At 69.6% G+C, this 22,275-nt stretch carries 21 protein-coding genes; 7 read left to right on the top strand and 14 right to left on the bottom strand.

The features are described from left to right. Window positions 1-102 precede the first annotated feature (102 nt). Together FMM06_RS17080 and FMM06_RS02690 are read left to right on the top strand one after the other, a co-directional pair. Window positions 103-1,008, top strand: coding sequence for a PEPxxWA-CTERM sorting domain-containing protein (locus FMM06_RS17080; RefSeq protein WP_407925192.1), 906 nt, complete (start codon window positions 103-105; stop codon window positions 1,006-1,008). 25 nt (window positions 1,009-1,033) lie between these two features. Beyond that, on the top strand, window positions 1,034-1,975 hold the full coding sequence (locus FMM06_RS02690) for an acetyl-CoA carboxylase carboxyltransferase subunit alpha (protein ID WP_143554671.1): 942 nt from the start codon (window positions 1,034-1,036) through the stop codon (window positions 1,973-1,975). A gap of 117 nt (window positions 1,976-2,092) precedes the next feature. Here FMM06_RS02690 and FMM06_RS02695 read toward each other — a convergent pair whose 3' ends face one another. Both FMM06_RS02695 and FMM06_RS02700 read right to left on the bottom strand, forming a co-directional pair. Continuing rightward, complete coding sequence (locus tag FMM06_RS02695; protein WP_143554672.1) at window positions 2,093-3,913, bottom strand: DUF885 domain-containing protein; 1,821 nt, start codon at window positions 3,911-3,913, stop codon at window positions 2,093-2,095. Window positions 3,914-3,975: 62 nt separating this feature from the next. Continuing rightward, window positions 3,976-5,247, bottom strand: coding sequence for a metal-dependent hydrolase family protein (locus tag FMM06_RS02700; protein ID WP_143554673.1), 1,272 nt, complete (start codon window positions 5,245-5,247; stop codon window positions 3,976-3,978). Window positions 5,248-5,363: 116 nt separating this feature from the next. Here FMM06_RS02700 and FMM06_RS02705 point away from each other — a divergent pair, with 116 nt between their 5' ends. Further along, window positions 5,364-6,680 (top strand): MFS transporter, encoded by a 1,317-nt coding sequence (locus tag FMM06_RS02705; protein ID WP_185965008.1) that lies wholly within the window; start codon window positions 5,364-5,366, stop codon window positions 6,678-6,680. On the opposite strand, the gene FMM06_RS02710 is transcribed toward FMM06_RS02705, so the two are convergent. The 3 genes from FMM06_RS02710 to FMM06_RS02720 are packed head-to-tail and all read right to left on the bottom strand — an operon-like array spanning window position 6,677 to window position 9,438. Continuing rightward, window positions 6,677-7,432: a hypothetical protein gene (locus tag FMM06_RS02710; RefSeq protein ID WP_143554675.1), complete on the bottom strand. Its 756-nt coding sequence runs from the start codon at window positions 7,430-7,432 to the stop codon at window positions 6,677-6,679. The genes FMM06_RS02705 and FMM06_RS02710 overlap by 4 nt on opposite strands. Beyond that, window positions 7,429-9,003 (bottom strand): lysine--tRNA ligase, encoded by a 1,575-nt coding sequence (locus FMM06_RS02715; protein WP_143554676.1) that lies wholly within the window; start codon window positions 9,001-9,003, stop codon window positions 7,429-7,431. The genes FMM06_RS02710 and FMM06_RS02715 overlap by 4 nt, the downstream gene beginning before the upstream one ends. A 48-nt stretch (window positions 9,004-9,051) precedes the next feature. Then, the gene (locus tag FMM06_RS02720) at window positions 9,052-9,438 is read right to left on the bottom strand and encodes a nuclear transport factor 2 family protein (RefSeq protein ID WP_235889036.1); all 387 of its coding nucleotides are present in this window, start codon (window positions 9,436-9,438) and stop codon (window positions 9,052-9,054) included. A 27-nt stretch (window positions 9,439-9,465) separates the two neighbouring features. Between FMM06_RS02720 and FMM06_RS02725 the strand changes: the two genes are divergently transcribed. The 4 genes from FMM06_RS02725 (at window position 9,466) to FMM06_RS02740 (ending at window position 13,555) form a co-directional block, all read left to right on the top strand. After that, complete coding sequence (locus FMM06_RS02725) at window positions 9,466-12,204, top strand: ATP-dependent DNA helicase (RefSeq protein WP_235889038.1); 2,739 nt, start codon at window positions 9,466-9,468, stop codon at window positions 12,202-12,204. Then, entirely contained in the window at window positions 12,201-12,737 is a 537-nt protein-coding gene (locus FMM06_RS02730) for a SixA phosphatase family protein (RefSeq protein WP_143554678.1), read from the top strand. The genes FMM06_RS02725 and FMM06_RS02730 overlap by 4 nt, the downstream gene beginning before the upstream one ends. Window positions 12,738-12,813: 76 nt before the next feature. Next, a complete protein-coding gene (locus FMM06_RS02735; protein ID WP_143554679.1) occupies window positions 12,814-13,134 on the top strand; it encodes a hypothetical protein in 321 nt (106 codons plus the stop codon). After that, on the top strand, window positions 13,127-13,555 hold the full coding sequence (locus FMM06_RS02740; protein ID WP_143554680.1) for a hypothetical protein: 429 nt from the start codon (window positions 13,127-13,129) through the stop codon (window positions 13,553-13,555). The genes FMM06_RS02735 and FMM06_RS02740 overlap by 8 nt, the downstream gene beginning before the upstream one ends. On the opposite strand, the gene rpoN is transcribed toward FMM06_RS02740, so the two are convergent. The 9 genes from rpoN to FMM06_RS02785 all read right to left on the bottom strand — a co-directional run bounded on the left by rpoN (window position 13,552) and on the right by FMM06_RS02785 (window position 22,186). After that, a complete protein-coding gene (gene rpoN / locus FMM06_RS02745) occupies window positions 13,552-15,024 on the bottom strand; it encodes an RNA polymerase factor sigma-54 (RefSeq protein ID WP_143554681.1) in 1,473 nt (490 codons plus the stop codon). The two genes, FMM06_RS02740 and rpoN, sit on opposite strands and share 4 nt — an antisense overlap. A gap of 7 nt (window positions 15,025-15,031) precedes the next feature. Next, a complete protein-coding gene (gene lptB, locus FMM06_RS02750) occupies window positions 15,032-15,844 on the bottom strand; it encodes an LPS export ABC transporter ATP-binding protein (RefSeq protein WP_185965009.1) in 813 nt (270 codons plus the stop codon). Between the two features lie 60 nt (window positions 15,845-15,904). Next, entirely contained in the window at window positions 15,905-16,432 is a 528-nt protein-coding gene (locus FMM06_RS02755; RefSeq protein WP_143554683.1) for an LptA/OstA family protein, read from the bottom strand. After that, complete coding sequence (lptC, locus tag FMM06_RS02760) at window positions 16,429-17,067, bottom strand: LPS export ABC transporter periplasmic protein LptC (RefSeq protein ID WP_185965010.1); 639 nt, start codon at window positions 17,065-17,067, stop codon at window positions 16,429-16,431. Before lptC ends, FMM06_RS02755 begins: the two co-directional genes overlap by 4 nt. Further along, window positions 17,064-17,684, bottom strand: coding sequence for a ribonuclease D (locus FMM06_RS02765; RefSeq protein ID WP_143554685.1), 621 nt, complete (start codon window positions 17,682-17,684; stop codon window positions 17,064-17,066). Before FMM06_RS02765 ends, lptC begins: the two co-directional genes overlap by 4 nt. Window positions 17,685-17,716: 32 nt before the next feature. Beyond that, window positions 17,717-18,628: a retroviral-like aspartic protease family protein gene (locus FMM06_RS02770; RefSeq protein WP_143554686.1), complete on the bottom strand. Its 912-nt coding sequence runs from the start codon at window positions 18,626-18,628 to the stop codon at window positions 17,717-17,719. Window positions 18,629-18,700: 72 nt separating this feature from the next. Beyond that, window positions 18,701-19,339, bottom strand: a complete 639-nt coding sequence (locus FMM06_RS02775; protein WP_143554687.1) for a PEPxxWA-CTERM sorting domain-containing protein — start codon at window positions 19,337-19,339, stop codon at window positions 18,701-18,703. Window positions 19,340-19,487: 148 nt separating this feature from the next. After that, the gene (locus FMM06_RS02780; protein WP_143554688.1) at window positions 19,488-20,663 is read right to left on the bottom strand and encodes an acetyl-CoA C-acyltransferase; all 1,176 of its coding nucleotides are present in this window, start codon (window positions 20,661-20,663) and stop codon (window positions 19,488-19,490) included. After that, entirely contained in the window at window positions 20,660-22,186 is a 1,527-nt protein-coding gene (locus FMM06_RS02785; protein ID WP_143554689.1) for an ABC transporter substrate-binding protein, read from the bottom strand. The genes FMM06_RS02780 and FMM06_RS02785 overlap by 4 nt, the downstream gene beginning before the upstream one ends. Window positions 22,187-22,275 lie beyond the last annotated feature (89 nt).

A 22,275-nucleotide genomic window follows, 5' to 3' on the forward strand; every position in this document is an offset into this window, starting at 1 on the left:
TCCGATCGCGGCTAGGCTCCGCAAAAGGCCCTGCAACAAGGGCGCACACTGGGGAGCGAAATAATGAAGCTGCGCCGTGCCGCACTGACCGCCATTGCCCTTATGGCCGCCGTGCCGACGCTGTCCGCCGAGCGGCCAAGCCAGTTGTTCGTGTTCGGCGACAGCCTCGTCGATGCCGGCAATATCAATGCGGCGTTCGGCAGCGACGCCTTCAACCCGCGCGCGGCGGGCTATTTCCCCGGTCAGTTCAGCAACGGGCCGAACTACACGACACTGCTCAGCCGCAATTTCTACGGCACGTCGATCCAGCCGTCGCTGCTCGGCGGTACCAACTTCGCCTTCGGCGGCGCACGCGCGGTGGCGAACGGCGATCCGATCCCCGATCTCAACCTGCAGATCGCGGCGTTCGGTGCGGCCTATGGCGGCGTTGCCGATCCCGACGCGCTGTACGTCATCAACATGGGCGGCAACGATATCTTCGCGGTCGGGTCGGGTGACACCGGCGGCGTCGACCCGGCGACCTATCTCGCCAATGTTGCGTCGACGATCGCGGGTTCGGTAACGACGCTGCAGGCGGCGGGCGCGCGGCGCTTCCTCGTCACCGGCATTCCGCAGACCACGGCGACAGGGTTCGCGGCGCAGTCGCTGCTGACCAGTGCGCTCGACGGGCTGACCCTGGCACCCGACACCGAGCTGACGCGCTTCAGCTATCAGAGCTTCTTCATCGCGCTGTCGACCAACCCCGCGGCCTTCGGCGTCGCGCCGTTCACCGAGGTCGGCAACTGCATCGGCAACCGCCCGGTGACCGCGCAGGGCATCGACTGCACCGGCTATTTCAGCTTCGACGGCATCCACCCGACCGCGCAGGTGCAGGGCGCGCTGTATCGCACCGTGCTCGGTCAGCTCGGACTGGCAGCGGTGCCCGAGCCCGCGACCTGGGCGCTGCTGATCGGCGGCTTCGGCATGGTCGGCACGGCGATGCGGCGGCGGCGCGCGCTGGCGGTCTGACGCAGAGCGGGCTAGTGACGCCTGCATGACCGATTGGCTCGACTTCGAAAAACCCGTGCAGGCGCTGTCGAACAGTGCGGCCGAACTCCGCGCGCTGAACACGCCCGAGGCGCTGGCCGAGGCGCCGCGGCTCGAGGAGCGGGCGACGCGGCTGCTCGCCGACCTGTACGGACGGCTGACGCCGGTGCAGCGGCTGGCCGTCGCACGCCACCCGGCGCGGCCGCACTTCAAGGATTATGTCGCCGGGCTGATCGACGACTTCACGCCGCTGGCGGGCGACCGCGGCTTCGGCGAGGACGAGGCGATCGTCGGCGGGCTGGGGCGGCTCGACGGGCGCACCGTCATGGTCATCGGGCACGAGAAGGGCGCCGATACCGCGACCCGCGTGAAGCATAATTTCGGCATGGGTCGCCCCGAGGGCTACCGCAAGGCGATCCGCCTGATGGAGATGGCGGGGCGCTTCGGCGTGCCCGTGGTGACCCTGCTCGACACGCCGGGCGCGTACCCGGGGCTCGAGGGCGAGGCGCGCGGCCAGGCCGAAGCGATTGCGCGGTCGACGCAGGCGTGCCTCGACCTGCCGGTGCCGATGGTCGCGGCGATCGTTGGCGAGGGCATGTCGGGCGGCGCAGTCGGCCTCGCGGCGGCGAACCGCGTGCTGATGTTCGAACACGCCGTCTATGCGGTGATCTCGCCCGAGGGTTGCGCGTCGATCCTGTGGCGCGGCGAGCAGGGGCGCGCGGCGGACGCGGCCGAAGCCATGAAGATCACCGCGTCGGACCTGCTGCGCCTCGGTATCATCGACCGCATCGTCTACGAGCCTGCGGGCGGTGCGCACCGGGCGCCGGCGCTGGCGATCGAGCGGCTGGGCGCTGCAATCACTGCGCAGCTGGCGGAGATGGAGGGCCAGGACGCCGCGACGCTCAAGAGGGGGCGGCGCGAGAAATTTCTGGCGATGGGGCGGAGTTGACCGCAAGGCGTCGCGGCAAAGCCGCGCCGTCGGACGGGCGGCGGTGAACCCGCCGCTCCGCCGTCCGGTCTTGGGCGAGCCCGCGCCCAGCAGACGAACGCAAGCGCGTTCGCTGCGCTAGGCGCGGCCGCCCTGCGACACGATCCACGCGTCGATCTTCTTCTCCAGCACCTTGAGCGGCAATGCGCCGGTCATCAGTACCTCGGCGTGGAAGGCCTTCACGTCGAACTTCGGACCCAGCGCCTTTTCGGCCTTGGTACGCAGGCGGCGGATGGTCAGCGCGCCGATCTTGTACGCCAGCGCCTGGCTGGGGATCGCGATGTAGCGCTCGACCTCGCTCGTCGCGTCGGTCTTCCCCATCGCCGAATGGTCGAGCATGTACTGGATCGACTGGTCGCGCGTCCAACCCTTCGAATGGATGCCCGTGTCGACGACCAGCCGCATGGCGCGCAGCATCTCGTCGTCATAGCTGCCCTGCAGCTGGTACGGATCGGTCAGCAGGCCCAGCTCCGGCCCCAGGCTCTCGGCGTACAGCGCCCAGCCCTCGACATAGGCAGTATTGCCCCCGAAGCGCTGGAACGGCGGCAGCGCGGTATTCTCCTGCGCAAGGCTGATCTGGAAGTGATGCCCCGGCGCGCCCTCGTGCAGGTACAAGGTCTCGATGCCCGGCGTCGTGCGCGACGGCAGGTCATAGGTGTTGAAGTAGAACACGCCCGGCCGCGACCCGTCGGGGGTGCCGCTCTGATACGAGCCGCCTGCGTCGTTCTTCTCGCGGAATTCGGGGACCGGGCGGATCTCCAGCTTGGACTTGGGGATCGTCGAGAACAACTCGCCGATACGCAGGTCGACCGCCTTGCCGACGGCATAGTAGCGATCGGTCAGATCCTGCTTCGATTTCGGCTTGAACTGCGGGTCGGTGCGGATGAATTCGAAGAACTCCTTCAGCGTGCCCTTGAACCCGACCTTGTTCTTGACCGTCTCCATGCCCTTGGTGATGCGCGCCACCTCCGACAGGCCGAGCGCGTGGATCTGCTCGGGCGTCATGTCGGTCGTCGTCGTGTTCTGGACGAGGTAGCGGTACAGGACAGGCCCGCCCTTCATCTGGCCCAGCCCGACGCTGTCGCGCGCAACCGGCAGATACTCGTTCTTCAGGAAGTCACGCAGGCGGGTGAAGGCCGGATTGATCTTGTCGGCGACCGCGGCGCGGTACGCGGCCTTCAGGCGGACCTGTTCGGCCTCCGGGATGCCCGCGGGGAACTTGGTGACGGGCTTGTACATCACCGCACCCTCGACGCCCGCGGCAAGCAGCGTGTCGAGCTGGCCGATGACGTTGTTGACGACCAGCTTGGGCTGGACGACGCCCGACTTCATGCCCTGGCGGAAGCGCACGATCGAGTAGTCGAGCGCCTTGACGAAGCCGTCGATGCGGCTGAGCCCGTTGTCGTAGTCCTTGACCGTCTTGTACGGCGCCGCGCCTTCGCCGCTCGAGAAGTCGGGGAAGAAGGTGTGGAAGCCGAAGAAATGGTCGATCGGGCGGACGATCGTCGCGTCGAGGATCGCCGGGTCATAGCCCTTCAGGTCCTGCTGCGACTGATATTCGAAGACGTCGTAGCTGATCTTGTCGTTGTCGTTGAGGCTCGCGCGCGGGATGGCGCGCAGTGCCGCGAGTTCGCGCGTCGTGATCGCCTTGCCCTCGGCGATGAAGGCGTCGCTGCCATAGTCGCCGAACTGGTCGGCATAGCGCAGGTCGCCGCGGAAGATCGCCGAGATCGGGCTGCGCTTGAGCGCGGTCTCGTCCGAATCCTTGAACAGCTGCGACAGGCGCGCGGCCGGCGTCGTGGCGGTCGCCGCAGCGGCTGGAGCGGAGGTCGGCGCCTGCGCCAGCGCGGGCAGGGCGGTGGTCATCATCAGGCTGGCGAGAAACAGGCGCAGGGACATCGAGTACTCCGAAGATCGAGTGTATCGGTTGCGTAGGACAGTAATATTTGTTGCGCAAGGCGTCACTGCATCGGGACGATGCGCCCCGCCGTCATCACGAAGCGCACGCGCGTCAGGGCCGCGACATCGCTCAACGGATCGCCCTCGACCGCGATCATGTCGGCCGCCTTGCCCGGTGTCAGCGTCCCCGTCTCGGCCGTGATGCCGAGCAGTTCGGCCGCACCCGTGGTGCCCGCGATCAGCACCGCCTTGGGCGTCATCCCGCCGTACTTGACCATCTGGCCGCCCTCCTCGCCGTTGCGGCCGTGCGCGAAGACGCCCGCGTCGGTGCCCCAGGCGACGCGCACCCCGGCGCGGGTCGCCGCCGCCAGCGCCTTGCCGCGCACGGTCAGCGTCTCACGCACCTTCTTCTCGACGACGGGGGTGTAGACGTTCTTGCCGACGCGCTCGTCGATACCCTGCAGCGCCATCAGCGTCGGTACGTACCATGTCTTGTTCGCCACCATCGCGCGCAGCGCGTCGTCGTCGGCAAAGACGCCATGCTCGATCGAATCGACGCCCGCCTTCGCCGCCGCCTCGACGCCGCGCGCGCCGTGCGCATGCGCCGCGACCTTCAGGCCCAGGCCGTGCGCGGTATCGACGATCGACTTCATCTCGGCGTCGGTGAAATGCTGGCCGAGCCCGCGGCCCTGCTGGCTCAGCACGCCGCCGGTCGCGGTGATCTTGATGACGTCCGCCCCGCGCTGCGACGCCTCGCGGACGCGCTTGGCGCACTCTTCCGCGCCGGTGCAGGTGTTGCCCTGACCCAGCACCGCGTTGACGTCAGGGCGGAAGCCCGAGGTGTCGCCGTGGCCGCCGATGATCGACACCGCCGGTCCGCTGGCGATGACGCGCGGGCCGGGCAGCAACCCCTCGGCGATCGCGTCGCGGATCGCGAAGCCCGTCAGCTTGGCCGACCCCAGGTCGCGCACCGTCGTGAAGCCGGCGCGGGCGGTGATCAGCGCGTTGTGCAAGCCCATCGCCACCGAATGCTCGTCGGTCTCGCGCGCTTCGTTGACCAGCGGCGCGCCGGGCGTCGAGGTCAGATGGACGTGCGCGTCGATCAATCCGGGCATCAGCGTGACATTGCCCAGGTCGATGACCCGCGCCCCCGCCGGCACCGCCGCATCCGCCGCCCCGACCGACACGATGCGCCCGTCGGTGACGACGACGCTCGACGGCCCGCGGGGCTTGTCGGCAGCATCGACGATCACCCGCGCGGCGCGGATGACGACGGTGTCGGCGAGCGCAGGCGCAGCGATCAGCAAGGCGAGCGGCAACAGGCGGAGTGACATGCAGGCAGGTCCCTTTTGATTTTGCGCGAACCTTAGCCGTGCCGCCGCACGACGCAACGCTTGCTCCGCGCGCCGCGCGCCGCCATGCTGCGCCGGTCGTTCCTGGGGAGGACCGCTTGAAACTCAGCCGGGCGACGCTCGCCGCCTTCGCCGCGCCGTGCCTGCCGCTGTCGGCGGTCGGCCTGCCCGCAATCGTCTATCTGCCACCCTATTATTCGCGCGACCTGGGGCTCAGCCTGTCGGCGGTCGGGATCATCTTCCTCGTCGTGCGGCTGATCGACATCCCGCTCGATCCGCTGATCGGCCATCTGATCGACCGGACGCGGACGCGCTTCGGGCGTTTCCGTCCGTGGCTGGGGGCTGGTGCGGTGCTGCTCGTGCTCGGCGCGCTGCTGGTGTTCATGGCGAGCCCCGGCATCACGCCGCTGCAGGCGCTCGGCGGGCTGTTCGTCCTCTATGTCGGCTATTCCCTGTTCATGGTCGCGCACACGGCGTGGGGCGGCGTGCTGACCACCGATTATCACGAGCGCAGCCGCATTTTCGGTTGGTGGATGACCTTCACCCAGCTCGGCCTGTTGTCGGTGCTTATCCTGCCGCCGCTGCTCGCGCGGGTGCTGCCCGGCGAGGGCAATGCGCCCGGCATCCATGCGATGGGCTGGCTGTTGATCGCCGGCGCGCCGCTGACCGCCGCCTGGATTTTCTGGAAGGTCAGCGAGCGGCCGCTGCTCGCCGACCATGCGCCGCGACTGCGCGACCTGCTCAGCGTCTTCGCCAACCCGCTGATGCGGCGCATTCTGATCGTCGACCTGCTATCGAGCCTCGCGCCCGGGCTGACGGGCGCGCTCTTCCTGTTCTTCTTCGAAAGCGTCGGCGGCTACCCTCAGGCCGAGGCGTCGCTGCTGCTGCTCTTCTATTTCCTGGCGGGAATGCTGTCGGTGCCGCTGTGGACGCGGCTGGCGCGCGCCACGTCGAAGCATCACGCGATGATCGTCGCGCTGCTCGGGTTCGTCGCGACGCAGGGCGTCATCGTGCTGGTCCCGCCGGGCAATTTCTGGCTTGCGGCGCTGTCGATGACGCTGGCCGGGGCCCCCTATGCCGCGCCCGGTTTCCTGCTGCGCGCCATCCTCGCCGACGTCAGCGATGCCGAGACGTTACGGTCGGGGCAAGAGAAGACCGGGTTGTTCTACTCGGCGCTCGTCGCTGTTTCGAAGCTTGGCTACGCCATCCCCGTGGGGCTCAGCTATCCGATCCTCGCGGCGATCGAATTCGATGCGAAACTGGGCACGGCGAACAGCGTGCAGGCGCTCAACTGGCTGACCTTCCTGTTCATCGTCCCGCCGATCCTGCTCGCGATCTACGCCGCATGGGTGGTCCGGGGCTGGCCGATCGATGCGGCGGCACAGGCGGCAAACGCCGCCGCGCTCAAGAGCTAAAGGTTACCGAACGGCTGCAGCTTGCGGGCGAGCACGCGCGCACCCTTGGCGTCACCGGCGTTGAGCTTGGCGAGGACCTGAACCGCTGCCTTGCGGTTCTCGGCATCGAAGGCATCGCGCACCGGCAGCGTAACCGCGCTCCTCAGCAGCACCGTCGCCTTCGGGCCGTTGTTGGCGTCGATGTCGAGCAGCGTCACGGCATAGGTCACCGGGTGCACGATCGACTTGGGATCGCGCGCCATGGCGTTGTTGAAATACGTGTCCATCGCCTTGCGGTTCGCACCGAGCAAAGTCGAGGCCAGGAACGACCCGAGCGTCGCCACCGCGCCGCCATGCCAGCCGCCGAGCGCGGCATTGGCGAGCGGGTAGTTGGGGTCGCGCGACAGCACCGCCTCCATCTGCGCCTTGGCGTCCTTGCCCTCGCCCGGCGACTTGTCGAGCTTGGCGCGGTAGCCCATCGCGATCGCCTTCTGCGTGCGCGCCTCGAGGTTGTTCGGGGCCTTGGCGATGGCCGCTGCGAAGTCGCGTTCGGCGAGGTCGATGGTGGCTTTCGCCGACGCCTTGTCGGCCGATTGGTAGCCGGCGACCATCAGTGCGGCGCGGCCAGCGTAGACGAGTGCCGACGCAGTACCCTCGGCACGGCCCAGCTTGATCGCTTCGGCAAAGCGACCGTCCTTGAATGCGGTCGCGGCGTCGGCAAATGCCGGGGTGGCCGTCGTCATGGCGACGACGCAGATCAGGGTACGCATCATGACAAAGTCTCCGATATCAGCCTCCGCGTTTCCGCCAGGCCGTATAATTTGATGAACGATCCCATCCGCGGCCCTTGGGCGGTGCCGAGCAGGGTTTCGTAAAGCGCCTTGAACCAGTTACGCAGTGGCTCGAAGCCATGCGCCTTTCCGGTCTCGTAAACTTCGAACTGGAACGCCTCGGCGTCGGCATCGGGTCCAAGCGCCGCCAGGCGACGATCGAGGTCGGCCAGCGCTGCCGCCTCCTGCGCGTCGGGCTTGCGACGCTGCAGGCCGGGCAGCACGAAGTCGCGGGCGTAGGCGATGGCGTAGCGCACCAGCGCATCGACCTCGGGATGCGTCGCGGCACTCGTGCCCGGCACGTAGCGCGACACGAAGCCCCACAGCACGGCGGGATCGTCGGTCCCCGCCACCGTCACGAGGTTGAGCAGCAGCCCGAAGCTGAGCGGCAGGTCCGTCGCCGGCGGCCCACCGTGGTGGATGTGAAACACCGGATTGCCGAGCTGCTGCTCGATCGGCTGGCCCGGGTAGGCGCTGAGGAAGCTGTAATATTCCTCGACCGCCTTGGGAATCACATCGAAGTGCAGCCGCTTCGCCTTGCGCGGGTTCTGGTACATGTACAGCGCCAGGCTGTCGGGCGAGGCGTAGGTCAGCCACTCGTCGATGGTCAGGCCGTTGCCCTTGGACTTGGAGATCTTGGTGCCCTCGGCATCGAGGAACAGCTCGTAGTTGAACCCCTCGGGCGGCCGGCTGCCCAGCACGCGCGTCACCGCGCCCGACAGGGTCACCGAGTCGATCAGATCCTTGCCCGCCATCTCGTAATCGACGCCGAGCGCGACCCAGCGCATCGCCCAGTCGACCTTCCACTGCAGCTTCGCATGCCCGCCGGTGACGGGAACGGTGAAGGACTCGCCCTCGGCGTCGACGAAGCTGATCGTGCCCGCCGCGACGTCACGCCCGGTCAGCGGCACCTGCAGCACCTCGCCGGTCACCGGGTGCAGGGGCAGGAAGGGCGAGTAGGTGGCGCGCCGCTCGGGCCCCAGCGTCGGCAGGATGACACCGGTGACCGCATCGTAGTGCTCGAGCACACGCAACAGCGTCGCGTCGAAGCGGCCGGAGGCGTAGCAGTCGGTCGACGACAGGAATTCGTACTCGAAGCCGAACTGGTCGAGAAAGGTGCGCAGCCGGGCGTTGTTGTGCGCGCCGAAGCTGTCGTGCGTGCCGAACGGGTCGGGCACGCGGGTCAGCGGCTGGCCGAGATGGGCCCGCAGCATCTCCTGCTGCGGCAGGGCAGGCGGCACCTTGCGGAAGCCGTCCATGTCGTCGCTGAACGCGATCAAGCGGGTCTGCACCCCGGGCGCTATGACCTCGAACGCGCGCCGCACCATCGTCGTGCGCGCGACCTCGCCGAAGGTGCCGATATGCGGCAGGCCCGACGGGCCATAGCCGGTCTCGAACACCACGCCCGCCTCGGGGAAGCCCTGCGGGTAGCGCGCCACCAGCTTGCGCGCCTCCTCGAACGGCCAGGCCTTGGAAACGCGCGCGGCGTCGCGGAGTGTGTCGTCTGCGGTCATGATGGGCGCGGTTTGGGCGAAGCGGCGCGGTCGGGCAAGCCCGGGGTGTCAGCCAGCGGCCGCCGCCAGCATCGCGCCCATCTTGCGGTGGACCATCTCGACCGCCTTCAGCGGCCGCACCATGACCTTGAAATGGGTGATCAGCCCGTCTGCATCCCAAGTGATCATGTCGACCCCGTTGACCGTGATGCCGTCGACCACCGACGTGAACTCCAATACCGCGCTGTCCGCCGCCTGCCACTCGCCGCGATAGGCGAAGTCGGGGCCGCCGAGTACCTTGTCGGCGCTGCTGAGATATTTGAACACGATGTCGCGCCCGCGCTGCGGCGTGTGGACGACGGGGCTCTCGAACACCGCGTCGGGGTGCAGCATCGCCCAGAGCGCGGCGTCGTCATGGTCGCGGATATAGGCGTACCAGCGGTCGAGGTTGTTCACACTGTGTTCCCTTGCTAGGCTCGACCGGTGATCGTCAGTCTGCCCTATCCCGCGCTCGTAGCCAATCATGGCGGAGTGTGGATCGATGCCGGCGACGGGCCCGCGATGGTGTCGCCGCGCGATGCGGTGCGCCGCGCTGCCGATACGCCGATGCTGCTGCTCAACGCTGCCGTCACCGCGTCGCGGCTGGGCCTGCCCGAGATCGGCGGGCTCGACCTGCTCGAGCTGTTTGCCTTCGTGCATCCGGCGCGCTTCTGCGTGCCGACCGCTGGCGGACTTGCTGCGGCGCTGGGGCTCGACACGCCAGGGGCTCAGGGGGCGGAGGCCGCATTCCTGCGCGTCGCGGCGGCGCGGCTGCTCGACACCCTCGGCGATCCGGCCTGGCCCGAGCGGCACGGCGCTTGGGCGATCGCGCAGTCGCTGGCGCGGCAGCGCTGGGGCTGGGCGCAGGAGGTGACGCGGCGCCTGAAACAGCCGGCGAAACCCGAGCGCCTGTTGTTCACGACGCTGCCGAAGTGGGAGGACGCCGCCCCGCGGCCTCGCCCGAAGGATATCGCGGTCCCCGACGGACAGGTCGACGCGACGCTCGCGCGCCTGCTCGGCCCGGGATCGGAGCAGCGGCAGGGCCAGCGCGACTATGCCCGCGCCGCGGCGCACGCCTTCCGACCGCGCAGCATGGCGACCGCACCCAATGTCGCGCTGGCGGAGGCCGGGACGGGCATCGGCAAGACGCTCGGCTATCTCGCGCCTGCCGCGCTCTGGGCGGCGGAAGCTGGCGGCACGGTGTGGCTGTCGACCTACACCAAGGCGCTGCAGCGCCAGCTCGATGCCGAATCGACGCGTGCCTACCCCGACGCCGCGACGAAGCGCGCCAAGGTCGTCGTCCGCAAGGGGCGCGAGAATTACCTCTGCCTGCTCAACCTCGAGGACGCGATGCAGGGCGGCTTCGGCGGGCGGGCGGGCATCTTCGCGCAGCTGGCGGCGCGCTGGGCCGAATATTCGCGCGACGGCGACATGGTCGGCGGCGACCTGCCGGGGTGGCTCGCGACGCTGTTCGGGCGCGCCGCGGTGGCGGGCCTGAGCGACCGGCGCGGCGAGTGCATCTACGCCGGTTGCCCGCATTACCGGACGTGCTTCATCGAGCGCAGCACGCGCGCATCGGCACATGCCGACCTCGTGATCGCCAACCACGCGCTGGTGATGATCAACGCGGTGCGCGGCCGCGACGAGGCGGGGCGGATGACGCGCATCGTCTTCGACGAGGGACACCACCTGTTCGACGCCGCAGATTCGACCTTCGCGCTGCATTTGTCGGCGCGCGAGTGTGTCGAACTGCGCAGCTGGATCCTCGGGCCCGAAAAGGCGGCGCGCGGGCGGCGGCGGGACCTCGCGGCGCGCCTGTCCGACGTGATCGCGTATGACGACGCCGGCGCGCTGGCGCTGGAGGCCGCGGGGCAGGCGGCGCGCGCTTTGCCCGCCGACGGCTGGGGCCAGCGCCTGACCAGCGGCGCGCCGTACGGCCCGATCGAGACTTTGCTGTGCGCGGTGCGCACGCAGGTCCATGCGCGGGTTACGGGGCAGGAGACGGGCTACTCACTTGAGAGCGAGGTCGCCGAGGTGCTGCCCGCGGTCATCGAGGCGGCAGTCGGTGCGGCAGCGGCACTCGAAGCGCTCAGTGCGCCGCTGCTCGCGCTTGAGGCGCGGCTGGTCGCGGTACTCGACGAGGCGCCCGACTGGCTCGACGTGCCCTCGCGCGCACGGCTCGACAGCGCGGCGGCGGGGCTGCGCCAGCGCGGGCAGCTGCTCGCGGCGTGGGGCGTGCTGCTGGCGCGCCTCGGCGGCGCGGCGGACCCCGATTTCATCGACTGGTTCGCGGTCGACCGGGTCGAGGGGCGCGAGTACGACGTCGGCATCCACCGCCACTGGCTCGACCCCACGCGGCCGTTCGCGAAGGCCGTTCTGGAGCCCGCGCACGGCGTGCTGGTGACGTCGGCGACGCTGCGCTCGCGCGCACCGGGGCAGGATCATTGGCGCGATACCGAGCTTCGAACGGGCGCCACCCACCTCGCTTTGCCGCCCCAGCGTTTCGCGGTCGACAGTCCCTTCGACTATGCGCGCAACTCGCGCGTGCTGATCGTCACCGACGTCAAGCGCGGCGATATGGCCGGGCTGGCGTCGGCGTATCGCCAGCTGATTGAGGCGGCGGGCGGCGGCACGCTGGGCCTATTCACCGCGATCGCGCGGCTGAAGGCGGTGCACGCGCGCATCGCCGACCCGCTGACCCGCGCCGGCTGGCCGATTTTCGCGCAGCACGTCGACCCGATCGACACCGGCACCTTGGTCGATATCTTCCGCGCCGATCCGCGCGCGTCGCTGCTCGGCACCGATGCCCTGCGCGACGGCGTCGACGTGCCCGGCGCGTCGCTGCGGCTGGTGGTCATGGAGGGCATGCCCTGGCCGCGCCCCACGGTGCTCCACGCGGCGCGGCGCGCGGCGTTCGGCGGCGCGGCGTACGACGATCTGGTGACGATGGGACGGCTCGCGCAGGCCTTCGGGCGGCTGATCCGCCGCGCCGACGATTGCGGCACGTTCGTCCTGCTCGGCCCCGCAGTGCCGTCGCGGCTGCTGTGCGCCTTTCCCGCCGGGACGCCGGTCGAGCGCGTCGGCCTCGACGAAGCGGTGGCGCGCGTCGCGAACCTCCTTGCTTTCGTAGCCGCGCCCGGCAAGGTGAGCGCGGGGGACGATCGTGCGAGAGGCGGGCCGTGAAGACATTGACGCTGTTGCGCCATGCCAAATCCTCGTGGGACGATACCGTCGAGCGTGACTTCGACCGCCCCGTCAACGGCCGCGGCCGGCGCGCCGCGGCGCGCATCGGGCGCTGGATCGGCGACGAGAGACTGAGTTTCGATCACGTCGTCGCGTCGCCCGCGGTGCGCGTCCGCCAGACCATTGAGGGGGTTGAGGACGGGCTTGGGTCGATGCTCCAGCCGCTGTGGGACACGCGCATCTATCTGTCGTCGGCGGCGACACTGATGCTCCTCGCGCAGCAGTTCAGCGACGCGAAGGACGACGCGCTGCTCGTCGGCCACAACCCCGGCTGCGAGGACCTGCTGCTGATGCTCGTGCCGCCGGGGTCGGGGCCCCTGCGCGACGAGGCCGAGATCAAATACCCGACCGCGACGCTGGCGCGCATCGAGCTCGACATCGCGCGCTGGGCCGACCTCGACGACAACAAGGGCCGGCTTTCGCACTTCATCCGCCCGCGCGACCTCGACCCGACACTGGGGCCGGATGACTGACGCGCGGAGATCATCGACGCACGACCGCGTTGATCGGACGCGACGTGCTGAGTGGCTTTCATCTGTCGGATCGTCGATGCCCGGCGTCGCTGTTGCCGTCGCTATCATTGTCACAATCGCTGCATTTGCCGTGCCGATGAACACCGCTCGTCAACTGGATGGCCGCATCATCGCGCTTGCGACCTGGCAGGGGAGCAAGGGCAGCTCTCCCCGGGCGCAGATCGATCTGGGCATGCGCTCGCCGGTTTGGGTCAGCCTGCCACGGTCTTCGGTCTGCCGCATCGGCGAGCGGGTTGCCGTCGTCGAGACGACTGTCTGGGTCGGGTCGCAATACGCGCTTGTGCCAACCGCCTGTCTGCCTGTCCGCGCTCCCGGTCGCGCGGGTTCCCTTGACTGACGGCAGCCGCTGGCTCGTCGCCGGCGGCGTGCTCAGCGCCGTCGCGTCGCTGCTGCACATCGGCTGCATCATCGGCGGCCCCGACTGGTACCGCTTCTTCGGCGCTGGCGAGGGCATGGCGCGCGCCGCCGAGCGCGGTGAACTCCGACCCGCGCTGATCACCTTGTTCATCGCGGGCGTGCTCGCGGCCTGGGCGGCCTATGCGTTCTCGGGCGCCGGTCTGCTGCCGCGCCTGCCGCTGCTGCGCGCTGCGCTGGTCGCGATCACTGCGGTGTACCTGCTGCGTGGACTGGTCATCGTGCCGATGGCGGCGCTGCGGCCGGAACTGCTCAGCCCGTTCGCGCTGTGGAGCTCGGCGATCGTGCTGGTTTACGGGATCGTGCACGCGGTCGGAGTTTGGGCGAGCTGGAACAAGCTTTAAGCCGCAGCCTCCAGCAGCTTCGCCCGCCGCCGCGCGACGCTCGACCCGATGTTCATCGCCTCGCGATACTTGGCCACGGTGCGCCGCGCGATGTCGAACCCCTCGGCGCGGAGCAGGTCGACGAGGCGGTCGTCGCTCAACGTCTCATGCGGCGGTTCGGCGGCGATGAGCCGGGCGATGCGATCCCTGACCGCCGATGCCGACACCGCGTCACCGCCGGCCTCCATCGCCTGGATGGCGCTGGTGAAGAAATAGCGGAATTCGAACAGTCCGCGCTCGCACTGCAGATACTTGTTCGAGGTCACGCGGCTGACGGTCGATTCGTGCATGCCGATCGCTTCGGCGATGGCGCGCAGCGTCAGCGGCTTGAGGTGGTGTACGCCGGCCTCGAAGAACGCCTGCTGCTGCTTGACCAGTTCGGTCGCGACCTTGACGATCGTCGTCGCGCGGCTGTCGAGCGCCTTGACCAGCCAGTTGGCGCTGGTCAGGCAGTCGGTCAGGAAGGCCTTGGTCGCCTTGGTGCCGTTGCGCGCCAGCTCGGCGTGATAGTCGCGGTCGACCAGCACGCGCGGCAGCGTCGCGGAATTCAGCTCGACCCGCCAGCCGCCGCCGCGGCCGCGCGACACGAACACGTCGGCGATCACCGCCTGCGCCGTGCCGCCGCCGTAGCGCAAGCCTGGCTTCGGGTTGTAGCCGCGCAGCTCGCGGATCATGTCGGACATATCCTCCTGATCCACCCCGCACAGGCGGCGCAGGCCCGCCAGGTCGCCGCGCGCCAGCAGGTCGAGATGGTCGAGCAGGCACGCCATCGCGGGGTCGTAGCGGTCCGCCTCGCGCGCCTGGATCGCCAGGCATTCGCCCAGCGTCCGCGCGCCGACGCCCGACGGCTCGAAGGTCTGGATGACGCTCAGCACCTGCTCGACCTCGTCGAGTTCGGCGTCGAGCCGCTCGGCGACGTCGTCGAGGGTGCCGGTCAGGTAGCCGGCGTCGTCGATCAGATCGATCAGGTGGCGCGCGATCAGCAGGCGCGGGCCGTCGAACGCCGCGACCGCCTGTTCGACGAGAAGGTCGGTCAGCGACGCCTCGGCAGCGGCGAAGCTGTCGAAGTCGGGGGCCTCGCCCGACGACGCACCGCTGCCCGCGCCACCGCCGTCAGAGACGCTGTCGTGGTGGAAAGTCTCGGCGCCGTAGTCGACGTCGAGCGGGGCGTCGGCGGTCGCGTCGCCGGCTGCGATCAGCTGGTCGGTGCCGGCATCGTCACCCGCGGGGGGCGGCGCGACCTCGGGCTCGGCGCGCTCGGGCACGTCCTCGGGGGCGGTGTCGAGCAGTGGGTTGCGGTCGAGCTCCTCGCCGATATAGGCCTCGAGCTCGACATTGGTCAGCGCCAGCAGCTTGATCGCCTGCTGCAGCTGGGGGGTCATCACCAGCTGCTGCGACTGCCGCAGGTCGAGGCGGGGCCCGATGCTCATGCGAAACTCAGAGACTGAACCCTTCGCCGAGGTAGACGCGGCGCACCGTCTCGTCGGCGACGAGCGCCTCGGGCGTGCCCTCGAACAGCACGCGGCCGTCGTAGATGATGCACGCGCGGTCGACGATCTCCAGCGTCTCGCGGACGTTGTGGTCTGTGATCAGCACGCCGATGTCGCGGTCGCGCAGCTGGACGACGAGGTTGCGGATGTCGGCGATCGAGATCGGGTCGATGCCCGCGAACGGCTCGTCGAGCAGCATGATCGACGGATGCGCGGCGAGTGCACGCGCGATCTCGCAGCGCCGCCGCTCGCCACCCGACAGCGCCATCGCGGGCGCATCGCGAAGCCGCGTAATGTTGAACTCGTCGAGTAGCTCCTCCAGCCGCGCGGCGCGCACCGTCTTGTCGCTCTCCGACACTTCGAGGACGCTCATGATGTTCTGCGCGACCGTCATGCCGCGGAAGATGCTGGTTTCCTGCGGCAGATAGCCGAGGCCGAGTGCGGCGCGCCGGTACATCGGCAGTGCGGTGATATCGATCCCGTCGAGCAGGATGCGGCCTTGGTCGGGCATGGCGAGGCCCATCACCGAGTAGAAGCAGGTCGTCTTGCCCGCGCCGTTGGGGCCGAGCAAGCCGACGACCTCGCCGCGGTTGACCGTCAGCGACACGTCGCGCAGCACGACGCGCTTGTCGTATTTCTTGCCGATCGCGACGACGGCGAGACCCTGGCCGGTCGCCGCGGCGCTCGCTGCCGCCTCGCGTTCGATGACGTCGATATCGGCCACGCCCACCCCGTTCACAACTTGGCCCGATAAATGCATGGGCGCGTAATCACTGTACCGCGCGCCCGTGTCATTGCAAAGTCACCAGTGCGGCGGCGACTATTTGCTCGGATTGCGGGGCGGTACGACGAAGCGGCCGGAGACGCGTCCGCCGGCCGCGGGCTTGCCCGGCGTGGCGGTGCCCGAGGCGCCGTCGAGGGTCGAGCGGCCGCTGTCGAGGTCGATCGCGAGGCGCTGGCCGCGTAGCTGCGACTGGCCCTGGTTAAGCACGACATCGCCGATCAGCGTGATCTGCTTCTCGGTCACGTCGTACACGCCGTAGCGCCCGGTCGCGCGCTCGGATGGAGAGACCAGCCGGACATTGCCCTGCGCGTCGAGGCGGCGGACCGACGGATCGCCGCGGACGGGGCGGGAATAGAAGATCTTCACCGAATCGGCGTCGAGCGTCATGTTGCCCTGGCGGATCTTGACATCGCCCGACAGCAGCGCCTGGTTCTCCTTGTCGCGAACCTCGATCCGCGCCGCGTCGAAGTCGATCGGCGCATCGGTATCGTGGTTCTTCAGCGACGAAGTCTGCGCCGAGGCGGCACCTGCGACCAGCAGCACGAGGAGGAACGCGGACTTCATCGCGCGGCTTTCGCCGAACGCCGGTTGATGCGCAAGTGGACGCGGCCCTCCAGCACCAGCTGCTTGCCCGAAATATCGGCGCGCAGCCGGTCGGCGCGGAAGCTGCCGAGCGGGATCGTGCCCTTGACCGGCAGGTCGGTACGCACCGTGCGGTCAATCAGGCTGACCGTTACGTCCTGGCTGTCGAGCGAATAGCCCGCCTCGCCGTCGACGCGCACGGGCCCGGCGATGTTCAGCCGGTCGCGGTCCATGTCGTAGCGCCCGGTCGGCGCGGTGACGCGCGCGGGGCCGTCGTCCATCTGCAGGGTGGCCGCCAAATTCGACATCTCGACGATCGGCACCGCGCTCGACCGCTGCACGGCTCCCCCGGCGCGGATGACGAAGGGCTGACCCTTGGCGGTCGCGCCGCGATAGATGGCGTTGTCGAGGCGAAGCCGGTCCTTGGCCATCGCCACCTTGTCCTTCGACAGCAGAAAGCTGAACTCCCGCGCGCTGGTCAGCGGCCAGATCACGATCGTCGCGAGCAGGCCGAGCGCCAGCAGGGGCAGCGCGACCTTCAGCACCGCGACGACGACGTCGTGGCGCCCGCCGGGCAGCGCCGCACGCCGCCGCGTCTCGAGAGCGGCCGCGGTCATACGTGCGCGAAGATGTCCGAGCCCGTCTCGTCCCAGCCCATCAGGTCGAGATGCGCGCGCCATGGCAGGAAATCGAAGCACGCCTGCGCCAGCTCGGTCCGTCCCTCGCGCGCCAGCCGCGCGTCGAGGACCTCGCGCGCACGGTGCAGGAATCGCACGTCGGACGCGGCATAATCCTTCTGCGCCTCGTTCAATTCGTCGGCGCCCCAGTCCGACGACTGCTGCTGCTTCGAGATGTCGACCTGGATCGTGTCCTTCAGGACATCCTTCAGCCCGTGCCGGTCGGTGTAGGTACGGATCAGCTTCGACGCGATCTTGGTGCAATAGGCCGGCGTCGCGCGGACGCCGAGATAATGCTCGATCACCGCGAGGTCGAAGCGCGCGAAGTGAAACAGCTTGAGCCGCGCCGGATCGGCCAGCACGGACTTCAGCACGGGTGCATCGAAGTTGCCGCCGGAGAAGCGGACGAGATGCTCGTCGGGGCCGCCGTCGGACAGCTGGAGCAGGCACAGCCGGTCGCGGTGCGGCTTCAGGCCCAAGGTTTCGGAATCGACGGCGATCGGCCCGGGGGCGAAGACATCGGCGGGCAGGTCGCCCTCATGCAGGTAGACGGTCATCGCGGGCGTTTAGCAGGCGCAGGCGTGCCGGGCTACCTCCGCAGCACGAAGCGGATCTTGCGGTGGCGGAAGTCGAGGCTGACGCGGCGGAACGCCTGCAGCAGATCGGTGCCGAGCAGGATGGCGGGCTTCCGGTCGAGGCCGAACAGCGCGAACGGCGGCGCATCGACGAATGCCACCTGGACATCCTGCAGGATGACCCCGCCCAGCCTGATCTGCGGGAGCGTGACGAGGCTCGCCTCGATCGACGCGCCGGTGACGCTGACCAAGGTGATCGGCGTCGCCACCGGCGCGCTGCGGCCGGCGAAGACCCGCGCGCGCAACGCCATATTGCCCATCGTCAACTCGGCACCGGTATCGACGATTGCTGCGATCGGCACGCTGCCTGCCGAGGCCTGCGTCAGGATCAGCTGGCCCTTGCGGCGGCGCGCGGTGACGATGATCTCGTCGGGGTCGAAGCGCGTGCGGACGCGCGTGTCCTGGACGGTCACCGTCCGCGCATCGAAGTCGAACATCAGCCGCTGGTCGGCGAGTGCGTCGATGCCGACGATACCTTGTGCGCCCAGGTCGGCTTCGGCGAGCGCCGGTGCGACGATGCCGTCGATGCTGCTGCGGCCCAACGTCAGCGTGCCGACGGTGACGGTGTCGACGCGGCTGCTGCCCGCGACGCTTTGCAGCACGGCACTGCCGGCCGGTGCCAGGCCCAGGTCGCGCGCTAATCCCGACCCGACGACCGTGCGATCGGCGCCGCTGTCGACGAGGAAGCGGTACGGACCCTTGCCGTCGATGCCGACCGAAACGAGCATCCGGCTGCGGATCTGCCGCGCGGCGAGGCCCTCGCCGGTCACTTCGAGGCTGTCGTCGAGCGTCGCCGGCGGGATCGGCGCGACGACCGGCGGGGTCGCCAGCAGGGCCGCGGCGGCCGCGACGGCGAGACTGATCATTCCGCCATCAATGCGCCGCGGCGGCGCAGCGGGCAAGTCGCCCGCTACGCCGCCGCTAGCGTAGTCGTCGGATCAGGCGGCGAGGGCAGCCTTGCGGCGGCGCATCGCGACACCGGTCATCGCGAAGCCGGTGATCAGCAGACCCCAGGTCGCGGGCTCGGGCACATAGGCCGCGAAGGTCCCGGCGCCGTAGCGCGTCGTGCCGACATCGGCATTGGTCGCCAGCACGCCGGGCGCGTCGTTATTGCTGTAGCGCGTGCCGACGGCGGTCAGCGCGCCGAACAGGCTGTTGAAGGTGATCGGGCCGCCCGGGCCTTCGTTGTTGAAGTTGAGGTCGGCGCCGAGGTTATAGCCCCATGCCGCCAGCTGATAATTGCCGGCGGCCAGCACGATCGACGAGACGGCCTGCGACACGTACGCGGTGCCGCCAGCGTTGGCGGTGCCGTTGAAGTTGACCGCCGGGGCGACCAGCTGGCCGTTCGCCAGGTTGAAGATGCCGACAAAGATGTTGTTGGTGATGCCGTCCTTGCCACTGTCGAAGGTGCCGAGGCTCGTCACCGTGACCTGCGTGTTGACGGTGAAGTCGAGACCGAGCGTGCCGCCCCAGGCCTGAGTGCCCGGCGTCGTGGGGGCCGTGTCGTAAACCTGGGTCACGGCGGCGACGGGCGCGGCGGCGAGCAGGGCGGCAGCGAGAGCAACAGCACGGAACATGGCAATCTCCACTAAGCAACGTTTCGGAGTCGACGATGCAAGGAGTGTGCCGGAATCTTAACGATTGTGATTATGCGATAAATCTCAGCGGCCGATCTGGAGGTGTAAAATCGGCCGACAGTTTCGACGATATTGCGACGAACTCCCGTCAGTTCAGCCGCTCGATCGCCATCGCAGTGGCCTCGCCGCCGCCGATGCACAGCGACGCGACGCCCAGCCTTTTGTCGGTGCGCTGCAGTGCATGCAGCAGCGTGACGAGGATGCGCGCGCCGCTCGCGCCGATCGGGTGGCCCAGCGCGCACGCGCCGCCGTGGATGTTGACCCGCTCCTCATCGAGGCCGAGGTCGCGGACTGCCGCCATCGCGACGACGGCGAAGGCCTCGTTGATCTCCCACAGGTCGATCTCGGCAACGCTCAGCCCCGTCTTCTCGAGCAGCTTGCGGATCGCGGGGGCGGGGGCGGTGGCGAACGCCGAGGGTGCCTGGGCGTGGACGCTGTGTCCCAGGATGCGCGCCAGCGGGGTCAGTCCGTGCGCGGCGGCGACGCTGGCGCGGGTCAGGATCAGTGCTGCGGCACCGTCGCTGATCGACGAGGCGTTGGCGGCGGTGACCGTGCCGTCCTTGGCGAAGGCGGGCTTCAGCGTCGGGATCTTGTCGAGGCGCGCCTTGCCGGGCTGCTCGTCGACACGCGCCTCGCCGCCCTTGACGGTTACCGGCGTTACTTCGGCGTCGAACGCGCCGCTTGCGATCGCGGACTGTGCGCGCGTCGTCGAACGGATCGCCCATTCATCCTGCGCAGCGCGCGTGAACTGATAGTCGCGCGCCGTATCCTCGGCGAAACTGCCCATCAGGCGGCCGGTCTCGTACGCGTCCTCCAGCCCGTCGAGGAACATCGAATCCTTGATCTCGCCGTGGCCCATGCGGAAACCGCCGCGCGCCTTGGCGAGCAGGTAGGGCGCGTTGGTCATGCTCTCCATGCCGCCCGCGATCATGATGTCGGCCGACCCTGCGACCAGCGCATCGTGCGCGTCGATCGCCGCCTGCATGCCGCTGCCGCACATCTTGTTGACCGTCACCGCCGCGCACGACTGCGGCAGGCCGGCGCCGAGCAGCGCCTGGCGCGCCGGGGCCTGGCCCTGGCCCGCGCCTAGCACGCAGCCCATGACACCGCGCTCGACGCTCTCGCCCGGTACGCCCGCCTGCGCCAGCGCGGCGCGGATCGCGGCACTGCCCAGCTGCGCCGCGGTCAGCCCGGCGAGCTCGCCCTGGAAGCCGCCCATCGGGGTGCGGCGAGCGCCGACGATGACGATCGGATCATGGGTCATTTTCGTGTTTCCTCGATACTCAGTGCGCCGAGCGGGTGCTGTCCGCCCTGGTTGTCGGTCCAGCCGGTAACGCCCTTGCCGACCAGTGCCCAGCGTACCGGCACGAACAGCGGGATCATCGGCGTATCGGCGAGCATGGCGGCCTCGGCATGCGCCAGCGCTTCGCCGCGCGCCCCCTCGTCGGCCATGACGCGCGCGCCGTCGATCAACGCGTCGGCGCCCTTGTTGCAATAACTGCCCCCGCTGCCGGCGCAGGTGAAGGGGCGCAGGAAGAACAGCGGCTTCGGCGCTGGGGCACTGCGCTCGACCACCGCCAGGTCGTAGTCGCCGCGCGCGACGGCGGCGCGCTGGGCGGCGGGCGCGCGCTCGACCGCGGTCGCGACGATGCCCAGCATCTGCCAGTCGCGCAGCACCGCGTCGAAGATCTGCGCATGGTCACGCCCGGGCGGCAGACTGACGCGCAGGCGCAGCGGATTGTCGGGACCATAGCCCGCCGCCGCGATCAGCTGCGCCGCCAGCGCGCGCCGCGCCGCCGCATCGAGCGCCGCCCAGTCGGGGACAGCAGGCTCGCCTGCGCCGGCATCGGGCGGCACCAGCGAGACCAGCGGCACCAGCTGCGGCAGCGCGAACAGACCGCGCACCAGCGCGTCGCGGTCAACCGCCATCGCCAGCGCGCGGCGGACGCGCGCATCGCTCATCGGGCCGGCCTTTAGGTTCACCTGATAGCCGTACAGGCCCCAGGTCGGCTCGATGCGCAGCGTGCCGCGCGGGGCCAGCACGCGCGCTTCGCCGAGCCCCGCGATCCCGTCGCCGGTGACGAGGTCGGTCTCGCCGCGGCCGAAGCGCGCGATCGCCGCCGCGGGGTCGGGTGCCGCAGTCAGCGCGAGACCGCCCAGGTTGACGTCGGCAGCGTCGAAATAGCGCGGGTTACGGCGCAGCTGCAGTGGCCGCGCGGCGCCGTCGGTAACCGTGAATGCGCCGATCGACGGCGGCCGCGACCCCGACCGCACGATCGCCGCCTGCGGCAGCGCGAGCAGCTGCAGCAGCCCTGCGTCGGGCGACGACAGGCGAATCTCCACGACATTGTCGAGCGGCGCGGACACACCCAGCATCGACATGGGCGCCCGCCCCCCGACCACCGAAGCGGCGTTGTCGATGCCCGTCAGCAGCGGCTTCAACGGGTTGCGGCTGCCCGGCGCCATGATCCGGCGGAACACCGCGACGACGTCGCCCGCCTTCAGCGCGCGCCCGTCGGACCAGGTGGCGGGGCGCAGACGGAAGATCAGGCTGCGCCCGCCGTCGACGACGCGCCAGCTTGCCGCCAGACCGGGCACGACCTGACCGGCACCGTCGAACTGGACGAGGCCGAGCTGCGTCGACTGGGTCAGCGCGACGCGCGGCGGTGAGGCGGGATCGTCGAAGGTGCCGACGACATCGGCGCGCAGCACCGCCGCGGGGGCTTCGGGCTCACCGACGCACGCTGCGAGGAGCAGCGCGGGACCCAGAATCGCGATGGCTCGCATGCGGCCTCTCGATAGCCGCGCCCGCGCATCTGCGCGACCGCAAAGTTTCGCTTTGTTGATCGGTAGCGGCCACTTGCCTAGACGGTGGC

Source organism: Glacieibacterium frigidum (assembly GCF_007097155.1).
In the GTDB taxonomy this organism is placed as follows: Bacteria; Pseudomonadota; Alphaproteobacteria; order Sphingomonadales; family Sphingomonadaceae; genus Glacieibacterium; species Glacieibacterium frigidum.